The 19,758-nt window shown below is 60.0% G+C and carries 17 protein-coding genes; 13 read left to right on the top strand and 4 right to left on the bottom strand.

Features of this window, described 5'->3' with window-relative positions:
- Positions 1–12: 12 nt before the first annotated feature.
- The 8 genes from NAC44_RS17180 to NAC44_RS17145 all read left to right on the top strand — a co-directional run bounded on the left by NAC44_RS17180 (position 13) and on the right by NAC44_RS17145 (position 10,815).
- Positions 13–600: an ANTAR domain-containing response regulator gene (locus NAC44_RS17180; RefSeq protein WP_250942782.1), complete on the top strand. Its 588-nt coding sequence runs from the start codon at positions 13–15 to the stop codon at positions 598–600.
- Between the two features lie 34 nt (positions 601–634).
- Positions 635–1,906, top strand: a complete 1,272-nt coding sequence (locus tag NAC44_RS17175; RefSeq protein WP_250942781.1) for a CmpA/NrtA family ABC transporter substrate-binding protein — start codon at positions 635–637, stop codon at positions 1,904–1,906.
- A gap of 271 nt (positions 1,907–2,177) precedes the next feature.
- Entirely contained in the window at positions 2,178–3,476 is a 1,299-nt protein-coding gene (locus tag NAC44_RS17170; RefSeq protein ID WP_250942780.1) for a CmpA/NrtA family ABC transporter substrate-binding protein, read from the top strand.
- A gap of 10 nt (positions 3,477–3,486) precedes the next feature.
- Positions 3,487–4,389 (top strand): nitrate ABC transporter permease, encoded by a 903-nt coding sequence (gene ntrB / locus NAC44_RS17165; RefSeq protein ID WP_250942778.1) that lies wholly within the window; start codon positions 3,487–3,489, stop codon positions 4,387–4,389.
- Positions 4,390–4,394: 5 nt separating this feature from the next.
- Positions 4,395–5,192, top strand: coding sequence for an ABC transporter ATP-binding protein (locus NAC44_RS17160; RefSeq protein WP_250942776.1), 798 nt, complete (start codon positions 4,395–4,397; stop codon positions 5,190–5,192).
- A gap of 4 nt (positions 5,193–5,196) precedes the next feature.
- The gene (gene nirB, locus NAC44_RS17155; RefSeq protein WP_250942774.1) at positions 5,197–7,656 is read left to right on the top strand and encodes a nitrite reductase large subunit NirB; all 2,460 of its coding nucleotides are present in this window, start codon (positions 5,197–5,199) and stop codon (positions 7,654–7,656) included.
- Between the two features lie 4 nt (positions 7,657–7,660).
- A complete protein-coding gene (nirD, locus tag NAC44_RS17150; RefSeq protein WP_250942773.1) occupies positions 7,661–7,999 on the top strand; it encodes a nitrite reductase small subunit NirD in 339 nt (112 codons plus the stop codon).
- 161 nt (positions 8,000–8,160) lie between these two features.
- A complete protein-coding gene (locus tag NAC44_RS17145) occupies positions 8,161–10,815 on the top strand; it encodes a nitrate reductase (protein WP_250942772.1) in 2,655 nt (884 codons plus the stop codon).
- A 108-nt stretch (positions 10,816–10,923) separates the two neighbouring features.
- Here the strand turns inward: NAC44_RS17145 and NAC44_RS17140 are convergent, their stop codons facing one another.
- Both NAC44_RS17140 and NAC44_RS17135 read right to left on the bottom strand, forming a co-directional pair.
- Positions 10,924–11,229, bottom strand: coding sequence for an alkylphosphonate utilization protein (locus tag NAC44_RS17140; RefSeq protein ID WP_250942771.1), 306 nt, complete (start codon positions 11,227–11,229; stop codon positions 10,924–10,926).
- 76 nt (positions 11,230–11,305) lie between these two features.
- A complete protein-coding gene (locus NAC44_RS17135; RefSeq protein WP_250942770.1) occupies positions 11,306–12,019 on the bottom strand; it encodes a GntR family transcriptional regulator in 714 nt (237 codons plus the stop codon).
- Positions 12,020–12,275: 256 nt separating this feature from the next.
- Here NAC44_RS17135 and NAC44_RS17130 point away from each other — a divergent pair, with 256 nt between their 5' ends.
- The 5 genes from NAC44_RS17130 to NAC44_RS17110 all read left to right on the top strand — a co-directional run bounded on the left by NAC44_RS17130 (position 12,276) and on the right by NAC44_RS17110 (position 17,276).
- Positions 12,276–13,358, top strand: coding sequence for an ABC transporter ATP-binding protein (locus NAC44_RS17130; protein ID WP_250942769.1), 1,083 nt, complete (start codon positions 12,276–12,278; stop codon positions 13,356–13,358).
- A 64-nt stretch (positions 13,359–13,422) separates the two neighbouring features.
- Positions 13,423–14,706, top strand: coding sequence for an ABC transporter substrate-binding protein (locus tag NAC44_RS17125; RefSeq protein WP_250942768.1), 1,284 nt, complete (start codon positions 13,423–13,425; stop codon positions 14,704–14,706).
- A gap of 90 nt (positions 14,707–14,796) precedes the next feature.
- A complete protein-coding gene (locus tag NAC44_RS17120; RefSeq protein WP_250942767.1) occupies positions 14,797–15,705 on the top strand; it encodes an ABC transporter permease in 909 nt (302 codons plus the stop codon).
- An 18-nt stretch (positions 15,706–15,723) separates the two neighbouring features.
- Positions 15,724–16,542: an ABC transporter permease gene (locus NAC44_RS17115; RefSeq protein WP_250942766.1), complete on the top strand. Its 819-nt coding sequence runs from the start codon at positions 15,724–15,726 to the stop codon at positions 16,540–16,542.
- Between the two features lie 5 nt (positions 16,543–16,547).
- Positions 16,548–17,276 carry an aspartate/glutamate racemase family protein gene (locus NAC44_RS17110; RefSeq protein ID WP_250942765.1) on the top strand — a complete coding sequence of 243 codons (729 nt, stop codon included), beginning with the start codon at positions 16,548–16,550 and terminating at the stop codon, positions 17,274–17,276.
- Between the two features lie 264 nt (positions 17,277–17,540).
- Here NAC44_RS17110 and NAC44_RS17105 read toward each other — a convergent pair whose 3' ends face one another.
- Together NAC44_RS17105 and NAC44_RS17100 are read right to left on the bottom strand one after the other, a co-directional pair.
- On the bottom strand, positions 17,541–18,671 hold the full coding sequence (locus NAC44_RS17105) for a Gfo/Idh/MocA family protein (protein ID WP_250942764.1): 1,131 nt from the start codon (positions 18,669–18,671) through the stop codon (positions 17,541–17,543).
- Entirely contained in the window at positions 18,668–19,729 is a 1,062-nt protein-coding gene (locus NAC44_RS17100; protein ID WP_250942762.1) for a sugar phosphate isomerase/epimerase family protein, read from the bottom strand. Before NAC44_RS17100 ends, NAC44_RS17105 begins: the two co-directional genes overlap by 4 nt.
- Between the last annotated feature and the right edge of the window lie 29 nt (positions 19,730–19,758).

Genomic DNA, 19,758 nt, shown 5'->3' with positions numbered 1-19,758 from the left:
ATGCATGAGTGCATGAAGCATCTCGACCTCACCATTCTCGTCATTGATGAAAATGCCGTGCGCGCGGCGATCATCGAGGACGGCTTGCGTGAAGCCGGTCACCGTCACGTCACGGTGGCCCATGAGATGCAGGGCATGGCGCGCACCATCGAGACGCTGCAGCCCGATGTGATCATCATCGATCTTGAAAATCCCAACCGCGACATGCTGGAACACCTCTTTCAATTGACGCGGGCGCTCAGTCGGCCGATTGCCATGTTCGTCGACCGTTCCGATGCTTCGGCCATTGAGGCGGCCGTCGATGCGGGCGTTTCCGCCTATGTCGTCGATGGCTTGCGCAAGGAACGGGTCAAGCCGATCCTCGATATGGCGGTCAGCCGCTTCAACGCCTTCAGCCGGTTGCAGCGGGAGTTGCATGATGCGCGCACCGCGCTGGAAGAGCGCAAGGTGATCGAGCGGGCCAAGGGGATTTTGATGAAAATGCGCGGGCTTTCCGAAGAAGACGCCTTTGCGCTGATGCGCCAGACGGCGATGAATGAGAAAAAGAAACTGGCGGACATTGCCCAGTCCGTTGTCACCGCCGCCGGTCTTTTGATGTGAGGCAGACTGGCAGAACAAGACCGGAGACCACGCGATGACAGAGCGCGAAGACAAGACGGAGCGGATCGGCTCACCGGCTCTTGGCCGGGGGGTGGATCGGCGCCATCTCAGAGCGGGCTTTATTCCACTGGTGGATGCTTCGGTGCTGATTGCCGCTGCCGAAATGGGCTTTGCCGGGGCTGAGGGCCTGACGCTTGATCTGGTGCGCGACGTCTCCTGGGCGAATGTGCGTGACCGGCTGGCTTTTCGCCAGTTCGATATTGCCCATATGCTCTCGCCTATGCCGGTGGCAGCCATGCTTGGGCTCGGCTCCAATCCCTCACCGACGATTGCGCCGTTTTCGCTTGGTCGTGGCGGCAATGCCATTACCCTGTCGCTCAGGCTTTACGAGCGGATGCAGGCGCTGACCGGGCTTGAAGATGGCGCAGGCGCGCTTGATTGCGCCCGCGCGCTGAACGCCCTGCTGATCGAAATGCGCAAGCGGGACGAAACGCCGCCGACGCTCGGCATGACCTATCCCTTTTCCTCGCATAATTACGAGTTTCGTTACTGGCTGGCGGCAGGTGGCATCGATCCGGACCGGGATGTCCGGCTGGTGGTGGTGCCGCCGCCCTTGACGCCGGATGCATTGGCCAGTGGCGCTATCGATGGCTTTTGCGTCGGCGCGCCGTGGAACATGATTGCCTCTGAACGTGGCATTGGCCGCATCGTTGCGACCAAGCAGGATATCTGGCCGGATGCACCGGAAAAAGTGGTGGGCATGCGCCCGCAATGGGCCGAGAGCAACCGCGAGACGGTGCAGGCTCTGCTTCTGGCCCTTGATGCCGCCGCCCGCTGGTGCGACCAGCCGGAAAACCGCAAGACCCTTGCCGCACTTCTGGCGACTGATCGTTACATTGATGCGCCGGAAGATATCATCCTTCGGGTTCTGTCTGGCGAATTTGCCGTTGATGCCAAGGGCAATACCCGCGTCATTGAGAATTATTTCACCTTTCACGCCAGGGGCGCCAATCGCCCGGTTCCACGTCAGGCCTTGTGGATCTATAGCCAGATGATCCGCTGGGGACAGACAACCTACAGCGCCGCCGCTGCCGAAGCGGCGGCTCACGCCTTCCGTCCGGATCTTTACGAGGCCGCACTCGGGCCCGCAGGTGCGGACGAGAGCGAGGGTGAGGCCACCTTCATGGATGGCAGGACCTTCGATTCCGCTGACATTGCCGCCTATGTCGAGGCTTTCAATGTGCGGGCCATTTTGCCGAAAGCTGCGGCGTCTGCATTGCAAAGCAGCAAGGATTTTGAGCAATAAAACCAATGGCTCAAAAATAAGGCAGCTAATGATTATTTTAAAACGCAATAAAAATCAGTTTGTTAGATAGAAAAATCAAAACTGGCACGGCTTTTGCTTTTTAATTTCTGCCCCGGTCAACGGCGACCGCAAGGCAGATGAGCGCCTCACACGCGCCAGAACCATCAGACACCGACGTCGCAGGCTTCTTTGCCAGACGGGCTTTGCCCGGCTGGGAGATTGGCACGCGGCGTTTTTTTGTTTTCCACCATGCGATCAGGGACAATTCGCCATGACGAAGACTGCAGGAATGAATGCAAGCCGCCGCAGCCTCCTGAAGAAAACAGCAACGGCCGCTTTGCTCGGCGCTGTCAAAAGTGCCTTTCCCGCCGGCGCCTTTGCCGCAGATGCCGGCCCGGAGGTCAAGGGTGTCAAGCTTGGCTATATTGCCCTGACGGATGCGGCGCCGCTGATCATCGCCAAGGAAAAGGGCTTGTTCGACAAATATGGTCTGAGCGAGGTGCAGATCATCAAGCAGGCCTCCTGGGGTTCGACACGCGACAATCTGGTGCTGGGTGGTGCGGCCAATGGCATTGATGGCGCCCATCTTCTCACCCCGATGGCCTATCTGATCGCCGAGGGCAAGGTGACGCAGAACAATCAGAAAGTGCCGATGTCGGTGCTGTTGCGGCTCAATCTCGACGGGCAGGGCATTTCGGTGGCTGAGGAGTATGCGTCCACCGGCGTCGGGCTGGATGCCTCGAAACTGAAAGCCGCCTTTGCCGCCAAGAAGGCCAAGGGCAATGAGGTCAAGGTGGCGATGACCTTTCCCGGCGGCACCCATGATCTCTGGCTGCGCTACTGGCTGGCCGCCGGCGGCATCGACCCGGACAAGGATGTGTCGACCATCGTCGTGCCGCCGCCGCAGATGGTGGCCAATATGAAGATTGGCAACATGGATGCGCTGTGCGTGGGTGAGCCATGGAACGAGCAGATCGTCAACCAGCGTGTCGGCTTCAGCGCCCTGACCACCGGCCAATTGTGGAAGGGCCACCCGGAAAAGGCGCTGTCGCTGCGCACCGACTGGGTGGAGAAAAACCCGAAAGCCACACAGGCCATGCTCATGGCGGTGATGGAAGCACAGATCTGGTGCGACAAGATGGAAAACAAGGAGGAAATGGCGAAAATCGTCAGCAGTCGGCAATGGTTCAACGTGCCGGTGAAAGACATTCTCGGCCGCCTCAAGGGCGATATCAATTACGGCAATGGCCGGGTGGTGAAAAATTCCGGCCTTCAGATGAAATTCTGGCAGGATCACGCCTCCTATCCGTTCAAGAGCCATGATGCCTGGTTCATCACCGAAAACATCCGCTGGGGCCATTTTGCCGCCGATACCGACATCAAGGCGATGGTGGACCAAGTGAACCGTGAGGAACTGTGGCGCGCTGCGGCCAAAACGCTCGGCATTGCCGCAGCCGACATCCCCACCTCCACCTCCAGGGGCAAGGAGACCTTTTTCGACGGCAAGGTTTTCGATCCGGAAAACCCCAAGGCCTATCTCGACAGTCTGGCCATCAAGACCATCGTGTGAGGAGACCGCCATGACCGCAACCGCCCGCAAACTGGACCCATCCGCCATGGCCGCGTCTGCCGCTTCGGCGCAGGCTGCAACCGTGGTGCCGCTCAACCGGCCGCACCGGCAACGCCTTGTGGCAAAACGCATCGGCCTTGTCCTGTTGCGCAATGTGCTGCCGCCGCTGGTCATTCTGGTGGCGATGATGGCGTTCTGGCAGATCAGCTGTTCGGGGCTGGGCGCCAGCCTGCCGCCGCCCTCACAGGTCTGGCAGGATTCGCACGATCTGATTACCCAGCCTTTCTATGACAACGGCTCGCAGGATATCGGCCTTGCCTGGCGGGTGCTGGTGTCGCTGCAAAGGGTGGGGATCGGCTTCGGTCTGGCGGCGCTGGTCGGTGTCGTGATCGGCGCTGTCATCGGCCAGTCGGTCTGGGCCATGCGCGGTCTCGATCCGATCTTTCAGGTGCTGCGCACCGTGCCGCCGCTGGCCTGGCTGCCGCTGTCGCTGGCGGCTTTCCAGAGCGCCAATCCCTCGGCGGTTTTCGTCATCTTCATCACCTCCATCTGGCCGGTGATCATCAACACCGCCGTCGGCGTGCGCAATATCCCCGAGGATTACCGCAATATTGCCCGCGTGCTGCGGCTGAACCCGCTGGAATTTTTCCTTCGCATCATGGTGCCGGCTGCTGCCCCTTACATCTTCACCGGGCTTCGCATCGGTATCGGCCTGTCCTGGCTGGCCATCGTTGCCGCCGAAATGCTGACCGGCGGCGTCGGCATCGGCTTCTTCATCTGGGATGCGTGGAATTCGTCACGCCTCTCCGACATCATCGTGGCGCTCGCCTATATCGGCGTCACCGGCTTCATTCTCGACAAGCTGGTGGCGTTTGTGGGCAGCGTCATCACCCGCGGCACCTCTAAAGGATGATGGTGATGAGTGTTTATCTGAAAATCGACCATATCGATAAAAGCTTCGAGCGCGGCGGTGTCAAAACCGAGGTGCTGAAGGATGTGACGCTCACCATTGAAAAGGGCGAGTTCGTCTCGATCATCGGCCATTCCGGCTGTGGCAAGTCCACGCTTTTGAACCTGATTGCCGGGTTGACGCGGGTGACGAGCGGTGCGGTGCTGCTGGAAAATCAGGAGGTCAACGCGCCGGGGCCGGAACGGGCGGTGGTGTTTCAGAACCACTCGCTGCTGCCGTGGCTGACGGTCTATGAAAACGTCAATCTTGCCGTTTCCAAGGTGTTTGCCGGTAAGAAAAGCAAGGCGGAAAAGCATGACTGGGTGATGCGCAATCTCGACCTTGTGCAGATGGGCCATGCCAAAGACAAGCGTCCGTCCGAAATCTCCGGCGGCATGAAACAGCGGGTCGGCATTGCCCGCGCCCTTTCCATGGAGCCGAAAATCCTGCTGCTCGACGAGCCGTTCGGGGCGCTCGATGCGCTGACCCGCGCCCATTTGCAGGATGCGGTGATGGAAATCCATACAAGGCTCGGCAATACCATGATCATGATCACCCATGATGTGGATGAGGCCGTGCTGTTGTCCGACCGCATCGTGATGATGACCAACGGCCCTGCCGCAAAAATCGGCGAGGTGCTTGACGTGCCGATCCCGCGTCCGCGCGACCGCATCGCGCTGGCGGGTGACCGAACCTATCTGAAATCCCGCGAGGCCGTGCTGAAGTTCCTCTATGAACGTCACCGCTTCGTCGAAGCCGCGGAGTAGGACCATGCTGGATAAACGGACAGAAAAACTGGTCATCATCGGCAATGGCATGGCGCCGGGGCGGATGCTGGAGCACCTCTTTGAACAGGCCCCCGGCCTCTATGAGGTGACGATCTTCAATGCCGAACCGCGCGTCAATTACGACCGCATCATGCTGTCACCCGTCCTGTCGGGCGAGAAATCCTATGAGGATATCATCATCCATACGGATGAATGGTATGCGGCCCATGGTGTGAGGCTGCACAAGGGCGCGAAGGTGACGGAAATCGACCGTCACGCCAGGACCGTCACCGCCGCCAATGGCGTCACGGCCTCTTACGACCGGCTGGTGATTGCCACCGGCTCGCTGCCCTTCATCATTCCGGTTCCCGGCCATCAGCTTCCCGGCGTTCTCGCCTATCGCGATCTCGACGATGTCGAAAACATGCTGGTCAAGGCCAAGAGCGGTGGCCGCGCCATCGTCATCGGGGCGGGACTTCTGGGCCTTGAGGCCGCTTACGGGCTGAAGCGGCAGGGCATGGAGGTGACCGTCATTCACCTCATGCCGACGATCATGGAGCGGCAGCTCGACCCCGCCGCCGCCTATCTGTTGGAAAAGGCGCTGACCGAACGCGGCATCGAGATCATCACCAAGGCCAATACGAAGGCGATCCTCGGTACCGACAGGGTGGAAGGCATCGAGCTTGAGGATGGCCGGATCATTGACGGCGACATGGTCGTCATGGCGGTCGGCATTCGTCCCGCGGCGCAACTGGCGAAGGACGCCGGGCTTGCCGTCAATCGCGGCATTGTCGTCGATGACGGCATGCAGACCTCCGATGCCGCGATCTACGCGCTCGGCGAATGCGCCGAGCATCGCGGCCAGTGCTACGGACTGGTTGCACCGCTTTATGAAAGCGCCCGCGTGCTGGCCGACCGGCTGAGCGGCGGTCACGCCGACTATCACGGCTCTGTCACCAATACCAAGCTGAAGGTCACCGGTATCAACCTCTTTTCTGCCGGCGATTTCGCCGAAGCCCCCGACCGCGAGGAGATTGTGCTGCGCGATGCCAGTGCCGGCATTTACAAGCGGCTGGTGCTGAAAGACAATCGCATCATCGGCGCGGTGCTCTACGGCGAGACCGCCGATGGCTCGTGGTTCTTCGACCTGATGAAGAAGGCCACCGATATTTCCGCCATGCGCGACACGCTGATTTTCGGCCAGTCCTATCAGGGAGGCACTCCGCTGGACCCTATGGCGGCCGTTGCAGCCTTGCCGGATGATGCGGAAATCTGCGGCTGCAACGGCGTCTGCAAGGGCAGGATCGTCACCACCATCACGGAAAAGGGCCTGACCGCGCTGGATGAGGTGCGTGCCCATACGAAAGCCTCCGCCTCCTGCGGCAATTGCACCGGTCTCGTCGAACAGGTGATGGCGCTGACCCTGGGCGATGCCTATAACCCGAAGGCAGTCACGCCCATGTGCCCCTGCACCGAGCTTGGCCATGACGATGTGCGCCGCCTGATCAAGGCCAAGGGGCTGAAGACCATCCCCGCCGTGATGCAGGAACTGGAATGGAAGACCTCCTGCGGCTGCGCCAAATGCCGCCCGGCGCTGAACTATTACCTCGTCTGCGACTGGCCGGATGAGTATGCCGATGACTACCAGTCCCGTTTCATCAACGAGCGGGTGCATGCCAATATCCAGAAGGACGGCACCTATTCCGTCGTGCCGCGCATGTGGGGCGGTGTCACCTCGGCGGCCGAGCTTCGCGCCATTGCCGATGTGGTGGACAAGTTCGAAATCCCGATGGTCAAGGTCACCGGCGGTCAGCGCATCGATCTTCTCGGCATCGAAAAGGAAGACCTGCCCGCCGTCTGGGCCGATCTCGGCAAGGCCGGTTTCATCTCCGGTCAGGCCTATGCCAAGGGGTTGCGCACGGTAAAAACCTGCGTGGGAGAGCAATGGTGCCGCTTTGGCACGCAGGATTCCACCGGGCTTGGCATAAAGCTTGAGAAATTCATGTGGGGCTCCTGGACGCCGGCCAAGGTGAAGCTTGCCGTTTCCGGTTGTCCGCGCAATTGCGCCGAGGCGACCTGCAAGGATATCGGCGTCATCTGTGTTGATTCAGGCTTCGAGATCCATTTTGCCGGGGCTGCCGGTCTCGACATCAAGGGGACGGAGGTGCTGGGTCTCGTCAAAACGGAGGAGGAGGCGCTGGAGCATATCGTGGCGCTGACCCAGATGTATCGCGAGCAGGCCCGTTATCTGGAACGCATCTACAAATGGGCCAAGCGTATCGGCTATGACGAGGTGCGTCGCCAGATCATGGAGGACGCAGACAAGCGGCGCGCCTATTTCGACCGTTTCGTTTTTTCGCAAAAATTCGCCCAGGTCGATCCCTGGTCGGAGCGCGTCTCCGGCAAGGACAAGCATGAGTTCAAGCCGATGGCTTCCATCGGTCAATGTGAAGCCGCGGAGTGAGATCATGGAAGACAACTGGATCGTCATTGGCCGGATCGAGGACATTCCGCTGCGCGGTTCGCGCTGCGTCAAGACCCCTTTGGGCAAGATCGCCGTGTTCCGCACCGCTGACAACGAGGTCTTCGCCATCGAAAACCGCTGCCCGCACAAGGGCGGGCCGCTTTCGGAAGGCATCGTGCATGGCACATCCGTCACCTGTCCGCTGCACAACTGGGTGATCTCGCTGGAAAGCGGCAAGGCGCTTGGCGCGGATGAGGGGGCGGTGGCAACCATTGCCATTCGCAATGATAGCGGTGCGCTGTCCATCCGTCTGAAGAGCCGGATGATGGTGGCGGCAGAGTGAGGCGCCACCTCGCGCAGATTCGTCATCCTCGGGCCTGTCCCGAGGATCTGCTGCCGTATCCCATGCCTTAAACACCTTAGATGGTTGGGTCAGGCGAGACCATGACGGCGGCGGAGAACGTGGCAAGTGTCGATCAGCAAACATCCCGGTGAGGAGCAAGAATGCCCACTGAAACCAGAACCACCTGCCCCTATTGCGGCGTTGGCTGCGGGGTGATTGCCAAAGTGGATGACGATGGCGCCGTCAGCGTCCGCGGCGATCCCGATCATCCGGCCAATTTCGGCAGGCTCTGCTCGAAAGGCTCGGCACTGGCCGAAACACTCGGACTGGAAGGCCGGGCGCTTCAACCGATGGTCCATGGCAAAGCCTCCGGCTGGGATGCGGCGCTCGATCTGGTGGCGCAGCGCTTTTCGCATGTGATGGCAGAGCATGGGCCGGATGCGGTGGCTTTCTACGTTTCCGGCCAATTGTTGACGGAGGATTATTACGTCGCCAACAAGCTGATGAAGGGCTTTATCGGCTCAGCCAATATCGACACCAATTCCAGACTGTGCATGGCCTCGTCCGTCGCCGGGCATCGCCGCGCTTTCGGCGCCGATACCGTGCCGGGAACCTATGAGGATCTGGAACTGGCCGATATGGTCGTGCTGGTCGGCTCCAACATGGGCTGGTGCCATCCCGTGCTCTATCAGCGGCTTTGCGCCGCCAAGGCGAAACGCCCGCAGATGAAGGTGGTGGTGATCGATCCGCGCCGCACCGCGACTGCGGATATTGCCGATCTGTCTCTTGCCATTGCCCCGGATGGTGATGTGGCGCTGTTCAACGAACTCTTTGTCTGGCTTGCGGAGCATGCGCTGCTGGATGAGGGCTATATCGAGCGCCATACGCAGGGTTTTAACGAGGCCGTTGCGGCGGCAAGGCGGATGGGCACAGCCCAGGCCACGGCGACGGGATTATCCCTTGAAGACAGAGAGGCATTTTTCCGCCTGTTTGGCGCAAGCGAAAAGGTGGTGACCTGCTACAGTCAGGGGGTCAATCAATCCGCCATCGGCACCGACAAGGTCAATGCCATCATCAACTGCCATCTGGCAACGGGGCGCATCGGCAGGCCGGGCATGGGGCCGTTTTCCCTGACCGGCCAGCCAAACGCCATGGGCGGGCGCGAAGTGGGCGGGCTTGCCAATATGCTGGCCGTTCATATGGTGCTTGAAAACCCGGTCCATCGCGAGCGGGTACAGCGCTTCTGGAAGGCGCCGCGCATCGCCGAAAAACCGGGCCTCAAGGCCGTGGAGATGTTCGAAGCGGTTGCCGATGGGCGGATCAAGGCGCTGTGGATCATGTCCACCAACCCGGTCGTTTCCATGCCAGATGCCGATCGGGTGAGGGCGGCGATTGCTGCCTGCCCCTTCGTCGTGGTCTCCGACATACAGGCCGATACGGATACGGCAAGGCTTGCCCATGTGCTGTTGCCCGCCAGCGGCTGGGGTGAAAAGAGCGGCACAGTGACCAATTCCGAACGGCGGATGTCCCGTCAGCGGCCTTTTCTGTCTGTCCCCGGTGCGGCAAGGGCGGATTGGTGGCAGATGGCCGAGGTGGCAAAGCGCATGGGCTTTTCCGGCTTCGACTATGCGTCTCCGGCAGAGATTTTTGCCGAACACGCGGCCTTGTCCGGCTTCGAGAATGACGGCGAACGGGATTTCGACATCAGCGCTTATGCCGACCTCGCAACGGCAGATTATGAGACGCTCCCCCCCTTTCAATGGCCGCAGCCACGCGGCAGGGAGCCGATTACCCGGTTTTTTGCCGAGGGCGGTTTTTATCATGCGGATGGCAAGGCGCGGTTTGTGACGCTGGACGCGGTGATGCCGACACCGCAGACGGCTGATTTTCCCTTCATCCTCAATACGGGGCGCATTCGCGACCAGTGGCACACCATGACCCGAACGGGCAAAAGCGCCCGCCTCTCGGCCCATATGGCCGAACCTTTCGTGGAAATCCATCCCGCAGATGCAAAGCCGCTTGGCATCGAGGATGCCGCATTGGTGGAGATCTCCAGTCAAACCGGAGGTCTTGTGCGGCTTCGCGCCCTTTTAACCGAACGGCAGCGGCGCGGCGCGGTGTTTGCCCCGATCCACTGGTCGGATGAAAATGCAGGCCTTGCCCGCATTGACACGCTTGCGCCGTCGCGGACCGATCCGGTCTCCGGCCAACCGGCGCTGAAATCCGCCGCCGTGCGGCTTTGCGCCCTTCGTCCTGCCCTATACGGCTTTGCCGTGGCGGCAGAAAAACCGTCCGGACTGGCCGATTTTTCTTACTGGGCGCTGGCGCGCACTGAGGGTGGCTGGCGGCTGGAACTGGCAGGCGATCCGCTCTCTGAGGGCTGGGAGGCATGGGCGCGGCAGGCCTTTTCGATCTCGCAGACGGCAGAACTGGTCACCTATGCCGATATCAGGGCAGGCGAGACGCGGCTTGCTTTTTTTGACGGTGAACGACTGGTGGCCGCTCTGTTTCTGGCAAAAACACCTGTGCCGGTCTCCCGGCAATGGGCGGTGGAACAGCTTGGTCCGTCCTTTTGCGATCTTATGGCGCGTTCGCGCATCGTCGCCAGCCGCGCAGGTGCAGGCCAAGCCGACAGGGGCGCCATCGTCTGTGCCTGTTTCAACGTCGGTATCCACCAGATCACGGCGGCGATGATGGCGGGATGCACCACGGTGGAGGCGGTCGGCGAGGCGGTCAATGCCGGAACCGGTTGCGGCTCCTGCCGGGGCGATCTTCGCAGGATCATCGATGCGGCCCGCCCGATTGCCGCGGAATGAGGGATTGGCAAATCGAAACATTTTCAAGGCGAGGATGCGTGACCATCCTCGAACCTTGGTGTAAAGCGTCAGCGATGTCGCCGCCCGGACTTGCGCCGGGTGTGTCGGTCAGCGCTTGCGGACGAATTCCGTGCGCAGCACCAGACCCTTGATGGCGTCGTGGCGGCAGTCGATCTCTTCCGGGTTGTCGGTGAGGCGGATGGAGCGGATGACAGTGCCCTGCTTCAGCGTCTGTCCGGCACCCTTCACCTTCAGATCCTTGATGAGAACGACACTATCGCCATCGGCCAGAAGATTGCCGGAGGCGTCGCGCACCTCAGACGCCTTGGCGGCTTCAGCTGCCAGTTCCGAGGCAGGCCGCCAGTCACCGGTGGCCTCGTCATACACATAGTCGTCGCCGCTCTGATCGCTCATCTCTTGTCCTTTCGACATGTTGAAATTGCGCTTTATCCCATGAGAGGCAAAAGCGGAATTGCCTGAACGAAGAAAGTCAGAGATTGAGCGCCTGGCGCAGCGACAGGGATTCAACCGGGCGCAGGTCGAGATCAGCCTCGATATGATCGATGTGATGGATCATCAGGTCGGTTGCCCGGTCGGTCTCGCCCTTTTCCAGCGCCTTGAGAATGGCGCTGTGATCGCTGCAGCCGCAGCTTGATATGCCGGTGCGTCCATAAAGGGCGATGACCAGCGAGGAGCGGGCCACCAGTTCATCCATGAATTTTTCAAGAATGGCGTTTCCGGCCATTTTCGCCAGCGTCAGATGAAAATCGCCGGAGGATTTGATCTCCGCCCGCCGCGCCTCGGTTCCGCGCAGGTTTTGCAGGCGGGCCTCCTCATCGAGATGGGCGTGCAGCGTCTCAATCTGCATCTGCGTCAGCCGCCCGGCCACGGCGGCGACAATGCCCTTTTCGATCAGGCGACGTGAGGCGAAAATCTGTCGCGCCTCATCCGGGGTTGGATTGGATACAAAAGCGCCCTTGTTGCGCTCCATCGTGACGAGACCCTCAAAAGCCAGCATTTGCAGCCCATGGCGTACGACGGTGCGGCTGACATCGAAAAGAGCGCCGACTTCAGCCTCGGAAAGCTTTGTTCCCGGTGCCAGCCGCCGGTCGATGATGGCGTCACGCAGACAATCGCGGATGGCTTGGGCGCGATCTTCCTGATGAGGGTCAGACGCGCTGGAGACAGGCAGATGGAGGCTCATGTTTTTTTCCATTTTTCATTCTTCTTAACCCGGACTGCCATGAAAGGAAATTCAAAACCGCGACAATTGAAAAATAAGATGTCGGCAATATGCTGAATTATTGCATACAATGATCCAAATTTGTGCATACGGCATTTCCATTCTTCATGCCTCTCTTTTGTCGTAAGAAATAATGCAACATCATCAGTAACTTAAAATTCACGGCCCGGTCTGGCACGCTTCCTGCATTCTCATAGGCATTGCGATGGGGCCAAAGATGAGCAAAGCCGCTGAGATAGAACTTGCCGCCGTTTCCAAGCTTTATGGAAACACCGCTGCCGTGAACGCCATCAGCCTGAAAATTCCGGCGGGCAGCTATTGCTGCCTGCTCGGGCCGTCCGGCTGCGGCAAAACTTCGACCCTTCGGATGATTGCCGGCCACGAAAGCGTGTCCTCCGGCGATATCCTGCTGGCGGGCAGCATCGTCAACGATCTGCCGCCGGCGCGGCGCGGCACGGCGATGATGTTCCAGTCCTATGCGCTGTTTCCCCATCTCGACCTTGTCGATAATGTTGCCTTCAGCCTGAAGATGAAGGGTGTGGCCAAGGACGAGCGACGGCGTTCGGCACTTGCCATGCTGGCGCTGATGCAGCTTGAAGCCTATGCGGAGCGGCGTCCGGCGCAGCTTTCCGGCGGTCAGCAGCAGCGCGTGGCGCTGGCGCGGGCGCTGATCACCGAGCCGCAGGCGCTGCTGCTTGATGAACCGTTATCGGCGCTCGATCCTTTCCTGAAAATCCGCATGCGGGCGGAGCTGAAAAAACTGCAGGCCACGCTCGGCATGACCTTCGTGCATGTCACGCACAGCCAGGATGAGGCCATGGCCCTGGCCGATCTGGTGGTGATCATGAACAATGGCCGCATCGAGCAGGCGGCAAGCCCGCGCACGGTGTTCGAGCATCCTGCCACCGCCTTTGTTGCCCGCTTCATGGGCAATCACAATGTGCTGTCGGGCAAGATCGTCAACCGTCTCGACGGAGCGCTGACCATTGCCTTGCCGGGCGGCGGTGAATTTACCGCAAAAGGATCGGCGCCCGCTATGGCCGAAAGCGCCGATATGGCGCTGCGTGCCGATCATGTGCGCCTTGGCGAGGCCTTCGCGCCGGGTTTCGGCTTTACCGGCATTGTCGCCAATGTCGAGGACCTTGGCACCATCGTCAAGCTTACCGTCACCGGGGCGGGCATCGAGGATTTCACCGTGGTGCTGAGCGATGCCGCCTATTTTGTGCGGCCGGTGAAGACAGGGGAGGCAGTGTCACTGTCCTGGGACCCGGACGAAGCCATCGTTCTGGGGCGGCTCTGATCGAGACTTTGAACATGCATATTCAAACCGGCAAAACCATAAAGGATAAAAGAGGAGAACGACCATGACGGATACGAAAAACAAGGGCCTGACCCGGCGTACACTGTTGAAAACCACGGCGGCGGCGGCAGGCGCTGCGGCAGGAACCGGGGTGATCACCGGCTTTCCGACGGTCTGGGCGAAAAACCCGATCACGCTGCGCCAGATCGGTACGGGCGTATCGAACATCAACGCCATAGCCGAAAAGTGCAAGCAGGATCTCGGCATCACGCTGGAGATGACGGCGCTCGATTCCGATGCTGCGGCACAGCGCACCGTCACCCAGCCCAATTCCTATGACATCGCCGATGTCGAATACTGGATCTGCAAGAAGGTTTTCCCGTCTGGCGTGCTGCAGCCGATGGATGTGAAAAAGCTGAAATATTACGACAAGATCGTGCCGCTCTTCATCACCGGCAAGCTGACGCCGGACAGCAAGATCGCGCAAGGGACGGCGCCGCATACGGTCGGCTTTGTCGAAAAGCCGGGCGCGAAAACCTTCGCCAAAGAGCCGACCGAGTGGATGACCATGGTGCCGACGATCTACAATGCCGACACACTCGGCATTCGTCCCGATCTGGTCGGGCGTGACATCACCTCCTGGGCCGATATTCTCGATCCGAAATTCAAGGGCCGCACGGCGATCCTCAACATTCCCTCGATCGGCATCATGGATGCGGCGATGATCATGGAGGCCGCAGGCCAGATCAAATATGCCGACAAGGGCAATATGACCAAGGACGAGATCGACAAGACCATCGCCTTCATGATCAAGACCAAGCAGTCGGGCCAGTTCCGCGCCTTCTGGAAATCCTTCGATGAGTCGGTCAACCTGATGGCCTCGGGTGAGGTCGTCATCCAGTCCATGTGGTCGCCGGCAGTGGCGGCGGTGCGCTCCAAGGGCATTGCCTGCCGATTCCAGCCGCTGAAGGAAGGCTATCGCGCCTGGGGCGGTGGTCTGGGTCTTGCCTCGCATCTGAAGGGGGCAGAACTCGACGCGGCTTACGAATATATCAACTGGTATCTCTCCGGCTGGGTCGGGGCCTATCTCAACCGTCAGGGCTATTATTCCGCCTGCATGGACACGGCGAAAAAATTCATGACCGCCGACGAATGGGGTTACTGGATCGAAGGCAAGCCAGCCCAGCACGATATCCTGTCCCCGGAAGGCAAGGTGATGGAAAAGGCAGGCGCGGTGCGTGACGGCGGCTCCTTTACCGAACGCATGGGCCATGTCGCCTGCTGGAACTCGGTCATGGACGAGGACCGCTACATGGTGCGCCGCTGGAACGAATTCATCGCGGCCTGATCCGGGGGCGTTCTGCCTTTGGCATTCAAGACAGAGGGAGAGGGGCGGGGCGCGCCCCTCTCCACAATCGGCGAAACGAGGTAAACCGCCATGGTCACAGTCCGCTTCATCGGCGCCGGAGATCCGCAAAAACGGTGGATGCGGCGACCCTTGCCGTCATGGCTGCCGCCTTATCTTCAGGCAGCGCCACTCTGGCTGATTCTTGGCTTCTTTCTTGCCCTGCCGCTCGCGATGATCGTCACGGTGAGTTTCTGGGACTATGATTTTGCCCAGATGTATCCCGGCTTCCTCACCATGAATTACACCGAAACCCTCGGTTCCTGGGTGACGTGGAAAACCTATCTCAACACGCTGAAATATGCGGCAATCGTCTGGGCGATCACGCTCGTCATCGGTTTCTGGGTTGCCTATTTTCTCGCCTTTCACATTCGCAGCGCCGCCATGCAGATGGTGTTGTTTCTCGTCTGCACCGTGCCGTTCATGACCTCCAACATCATAAGAATGATTTCATGGATTCCGGTTCTTGGCCGCAACGGTCTGGTCAACGGCGCGTTGATCGCCGCCCATATCGTGCCGCAGCCGATTGAATGGCTGCTCTATTCCGATTTCGCCGTGGTTCTGGCCATGGTGCATCTTTATACGCTGTTCATGGTGACGCCGATCTTCAACACGTTGATGCGCATCGACCGCGCCCTGATCGAGGCAGCGCGCGATGCGGGTGCAAGCGCGTGGCAAATCCTTGTCAATGTCATCCTGCCTTTGGCCCGTCCGGGCATGGCGATCGGCACGATTTTCGTGGTGACGCTGGTGATGGCGGATTTTTCCACCGTGCAGGTCATGTCCGGCGGTCAGAGCGCCTCTGTGGCGTTGATGATGAAGAATGAAATGTCGCTGCTGCAATATCCTGCCGCCGCCGCCAATGCGGTAATCCTGCTGATCGTTGTGCTCAGCCTGGTTGCGGCAATCCTGCGCGGCGTCGATATCCGCAAGGAGCTTTGAGATGAAAGGGGCTTTGAGATGAATAGCGAAAAACGCTCCCGCGAATTCTATATCCTTGCCGGGTTCTTCACGCTCTTCGTGCTGTTTCTCTACGGACCGCTTTCGGCCATTCTCATTCTTTCCTTTCAGGGCATCAATGGCGGGCTGACCTTTCCGATGAACGGGGTCTCGCTGCACTGGTTCGCCAATCTCTTCGAGCAGCAGGCGGTCGGTGATTTCGGCGGGGCGTTCCGCCGCTCGCTGGCTCTCGGACTGATGGTCATGGTGGTCACGGTCACGGTCTCGCTGATGGCGGGGCTTGCCTTTCGCCGAAAATTTCATGGCGCAACGGTCCTCTTCTACCTGACGGTGGCAAGCCTGGTGGTGCCTTCCATCGTTGTCAGCCTCGGCATTGGCGTGATGTTTCAGCAATTGGGCCTCGATCCTATGTGGTATGGCTCGGCTTTCGGCGCCCATCTCACCTGGACGCTGCCGTTCGGCGTCTTGATCATGCTGGCAATCTTCAATCGATTTTCGCCCGCCTATGAAGAGGCCGCCCGCGATCTCGGCGCCAGTTCCTGGCAGAGCTTTCGCTATGTGGTGCTGCCGATGATCCTACCAAGCCTGATCGGCGTCGGCCTGTTCGGCTTCACGCTGTCCTATGACGAATTTGCCCGCACGCTGATGACGGCAGGCACATTCAATACGCTGCCACTCGAAATCTACGGCATGACCACCAATGTCACGACACCGGTTCTTTATGCGCTGGGCACGCTGACCACGTTGTTTTCTTTCCTGATCATTCTGGTGGCGCTGGCGCTGATTGCCCGCACCAACCGGCGACGCGCCCAAGGCTAAGACGCATGAAGCTTCTGATCGTCAACCCCAACACCACAGCCAGCATGACGGACAAGATGGGGGACGCGGCCAGACGGGTGTGCAACCCGTCCACCGTGATCGACGCCGTTACCTCGATTATGGGTCCGGCTTCCATCGAAGGCTATTATGACGAGGCGCTGGCGGTTCCGGGCCTGCTGAAGGAAATTGCCAAAGGGCAGGGCCGGGGGGCAGAGGCCGCCATTATCGGCTGTTTCGATGATACCGGGCTCGATGCCGCGCGCGCACTGGCGGATATTCCGGTGATCGGCATCTGCGAGGCCGCCCTTGCGGCTGCCTCTTTCATCGCCCAGCGGATCAGTATCGTCACCACAATGGAGCGTTCGCGCCTGCCACTTGAGGCGCTGGTTTGCCGTTATGGCTTTTCCGGCCGGGTGCGGGTGCGCGCCGCCGATATTCCGGTTCTGTCCCTGGAGGAACCGGGTTCCAACGCAAGGACACGGCTTCGCGCAGAAATCGCCCGTGCCATGACCGAAGACCGGGCAGAAGCCATCATTCTCGGCTGTGCGGGCATGGCCGATCTGACGCTGGAACTTCGGCGCGATTTTGCCTTGCCGATCATTGATGGCGTTGCAGCCGCGGTGAAGCAGGCGGAAGCGCTGGTAGCACTGGGGCTCAAAACCGCCAAGGGCGGTGCCTATGCATCGCCGGTCGCCAAAGCCTATAGCGGCCTGCTGGCCGAGTTTGCCCCTTAGAGCATTGTCCTCCAGTTTGTTATGATTTCTAGTTCCATAATGTGTCTTATGCAAATTCTATATATAATGCTATGTCTTCGTACAGGGCGGTATCGATTATAACGCAGGGTCCGCCTCAAGAGAAAAATTCGTGTCGCGACATTCCAATGGACGCGACACTTGTTTTCCTGGTCTTTGCGACGTCGCAGAAAAGAGAGTTTACGGTGTCTGCAACGTCGGCAATTGCAGCAATGCCGTCATGAAAACTGGATTGCCGGTCAGCCGTTAAAACGCAATCCACGCCGCATCCTTTGCCGATGAGGCAAGGCAGGCGGCGATGAATTTCATGCCGTTCAATCCGTCCTCGAGACCCGGCGTTTCCACACCGTCCGGCAAGGGCACCCCATGATCCGCATGGCGGATCAGGCTTGCCGCCTCCCGGTAGAGCGTGGCGAAGGCTTCGAGATAGCCTTCCGGGTGGCCGGCGGGAATGCGGGTGACCCGGCTTGCGGCTGCGGTTGCGCCCGCACCGCCGCGGGTCAGGCGCTGCACCGGATGGCCAAAGACGGCATAGTGCATCTGGTTCGGCTCGGCCTGCGCCCATTCGAGGCTGGCCTTTTCGCCATAAATCCTCAGCCGCAAGCCGTTTTCATGGCCGGGTGCGACCTGACTGGCCCAGAGCATGCCCCTCGCGCCGCCGGAAAAGCGCAGCAGGACATGGATATTGTCATCCACCTGTCGCCCGGTCACAAAGGTTGACACATCGGCAGACAGGCTTTCCGTTTGAAGACCGGTGACATAGCTTGCCAGATGAAAGGCATGGGTGCCGATATCGCCGACACAGCCGCCAGCCCCGGAACGTTGGGGATCGGTGCGCCAGTCCGCCTGCTTGTTGCTGACCGCTTCTGTCAGCCAGTCCTGCGGATATTCCACCTGCACCACCCGGATTTTGCCGAGATCACCACGGGCCACCATCTCACGTGCCTGGCGCATCAGAGGATAACCGCTGTAATTATGGGTGAGAATGAACAGTTTGCCGCTGTCACGCACGGCTTTTGCCATCGCCTCCGCCTCTTCCATGGTCGAGGCGAGCGGTTTGTCGCAGATGACATGGATACCGGCGTTCAGAAAGGCAATCGCCGGGCCTGCATGCATATGGTTCGGCGTGACGATGGCAACGGCGTCGATGCCGTCCGGGCGGGCGGCTTCGGCCTTGGCCATCTCTTCATAAGAGGTATAGATGCGCTCGCCCGCAAGGCCAAGCTCCTCGCCGGAGGCTTTGGCCCGTTCGGGATTGGAGCTCAAGGCGCCAGCGACGAAATCCCATTGCCCGTCGAGTGCTGCGGCCATGCGATGCACGCCTCCGATAAAAGCCCCCTGACCGCCGCCGACCATGCCGAGTTTCAAACGTTTCATGATCCGATCCCCAGCATGGTGCGAATGGCGGCGCGGTCGCTTGCGCCACCGGCGAAGTCGTCGAAGGCCTTGTCCGTCACTTCGATGATGTGGCTGGCGATAAAGGGCGCGCCTTCGGCTGCGCCCTGCTCCGGCGATTTCAGGCAGCATTCCCATTCCAGCACCGCCCAGCTGTCATAGCCATATTGGGCGAGTTTTGAGAAAATGCCGCTGAAATCCACCTGCCCGTCACCGAGCGAGCGGAAGCGCCCTGCCCGGTTGACCCAGCCTTGATAACCGGAATAAACGCCCTGTCGCCCATCCGGGTTGAATTCGGCGTCCTTGACATGGAAGGCCGAAATCCGCTCGTGGTAAATATCGATAAAGGCGAGATAATCGAGCTGTTGCAGCACGAAATGGCTCGGATCGTAATTGATCCTTGCGCGGCCATGCTGGCCGACCTGATCGAGAAACATCTCGAAGGTCGCACCGTCGAACAGGTCCTCGCCCGGATGCAGCTCATAGGCGATATCGACGCCATGCTCTTCATAGACATCAAGGATCGGTTTCCAGCGGCGGCCCAGCTCGGCAAAACCTTCCTCGATCAGCCCGGCAGGACGCTGCGGCCAGGGATAGAGATAGGGAAAGAGCAGCGAGCCGGAAAAGCTGACCGACACATCAAGACCCAGATTGCGGCTGGCTTTCGCCGTTTTGATCATCTGGTCGACCGCCCATTCCTGCCGCGCCTTCGGGTTGTTGCGCAGAGCCTCCGGCGCAAAAGCGTCGAAGGCAAGATCATAGGCCGGATGCACGGCCACAAGCTGGCCCTGAAGATGGGTGGAAAGCTCTGTCACCTCCACGCCTGCATCGGCCAGCGTTCCCTTGATCTCGTCGCAATAGGTCTTGCTGTCGGCAGCCTTGTCGAGATCGAACAGGCGGCTGTCGATGGTCGGGATCTGCACGCCCTTATAGCCGAGATCCGCCGCCCATTTGGCGATGGTTTTCAGCGAATTATAAGGCGCCGCATCGCCTGCGAACTGCGCCAGAAAAAGCGCCGGGCCCTTCATTGTCTTTGCCATATTGTGTTCCTCCGGCTTTGATTGAGGCA

Source organism: Allorhizobium sonneratiae (assembly GCF_023700755.1).
Taxonomy (GTDB): Bacteria; Pseudomonadota; Alphaproteobacteria; order Rhizobiales; family Rhizobiaceae; genus Allorhizobium; species Allorhizobium sonneratiae.
Note: the sequence above shows the minus strand (reverse complement) of the source record. Positions and strands in the feature narration are given on the sequence as shown.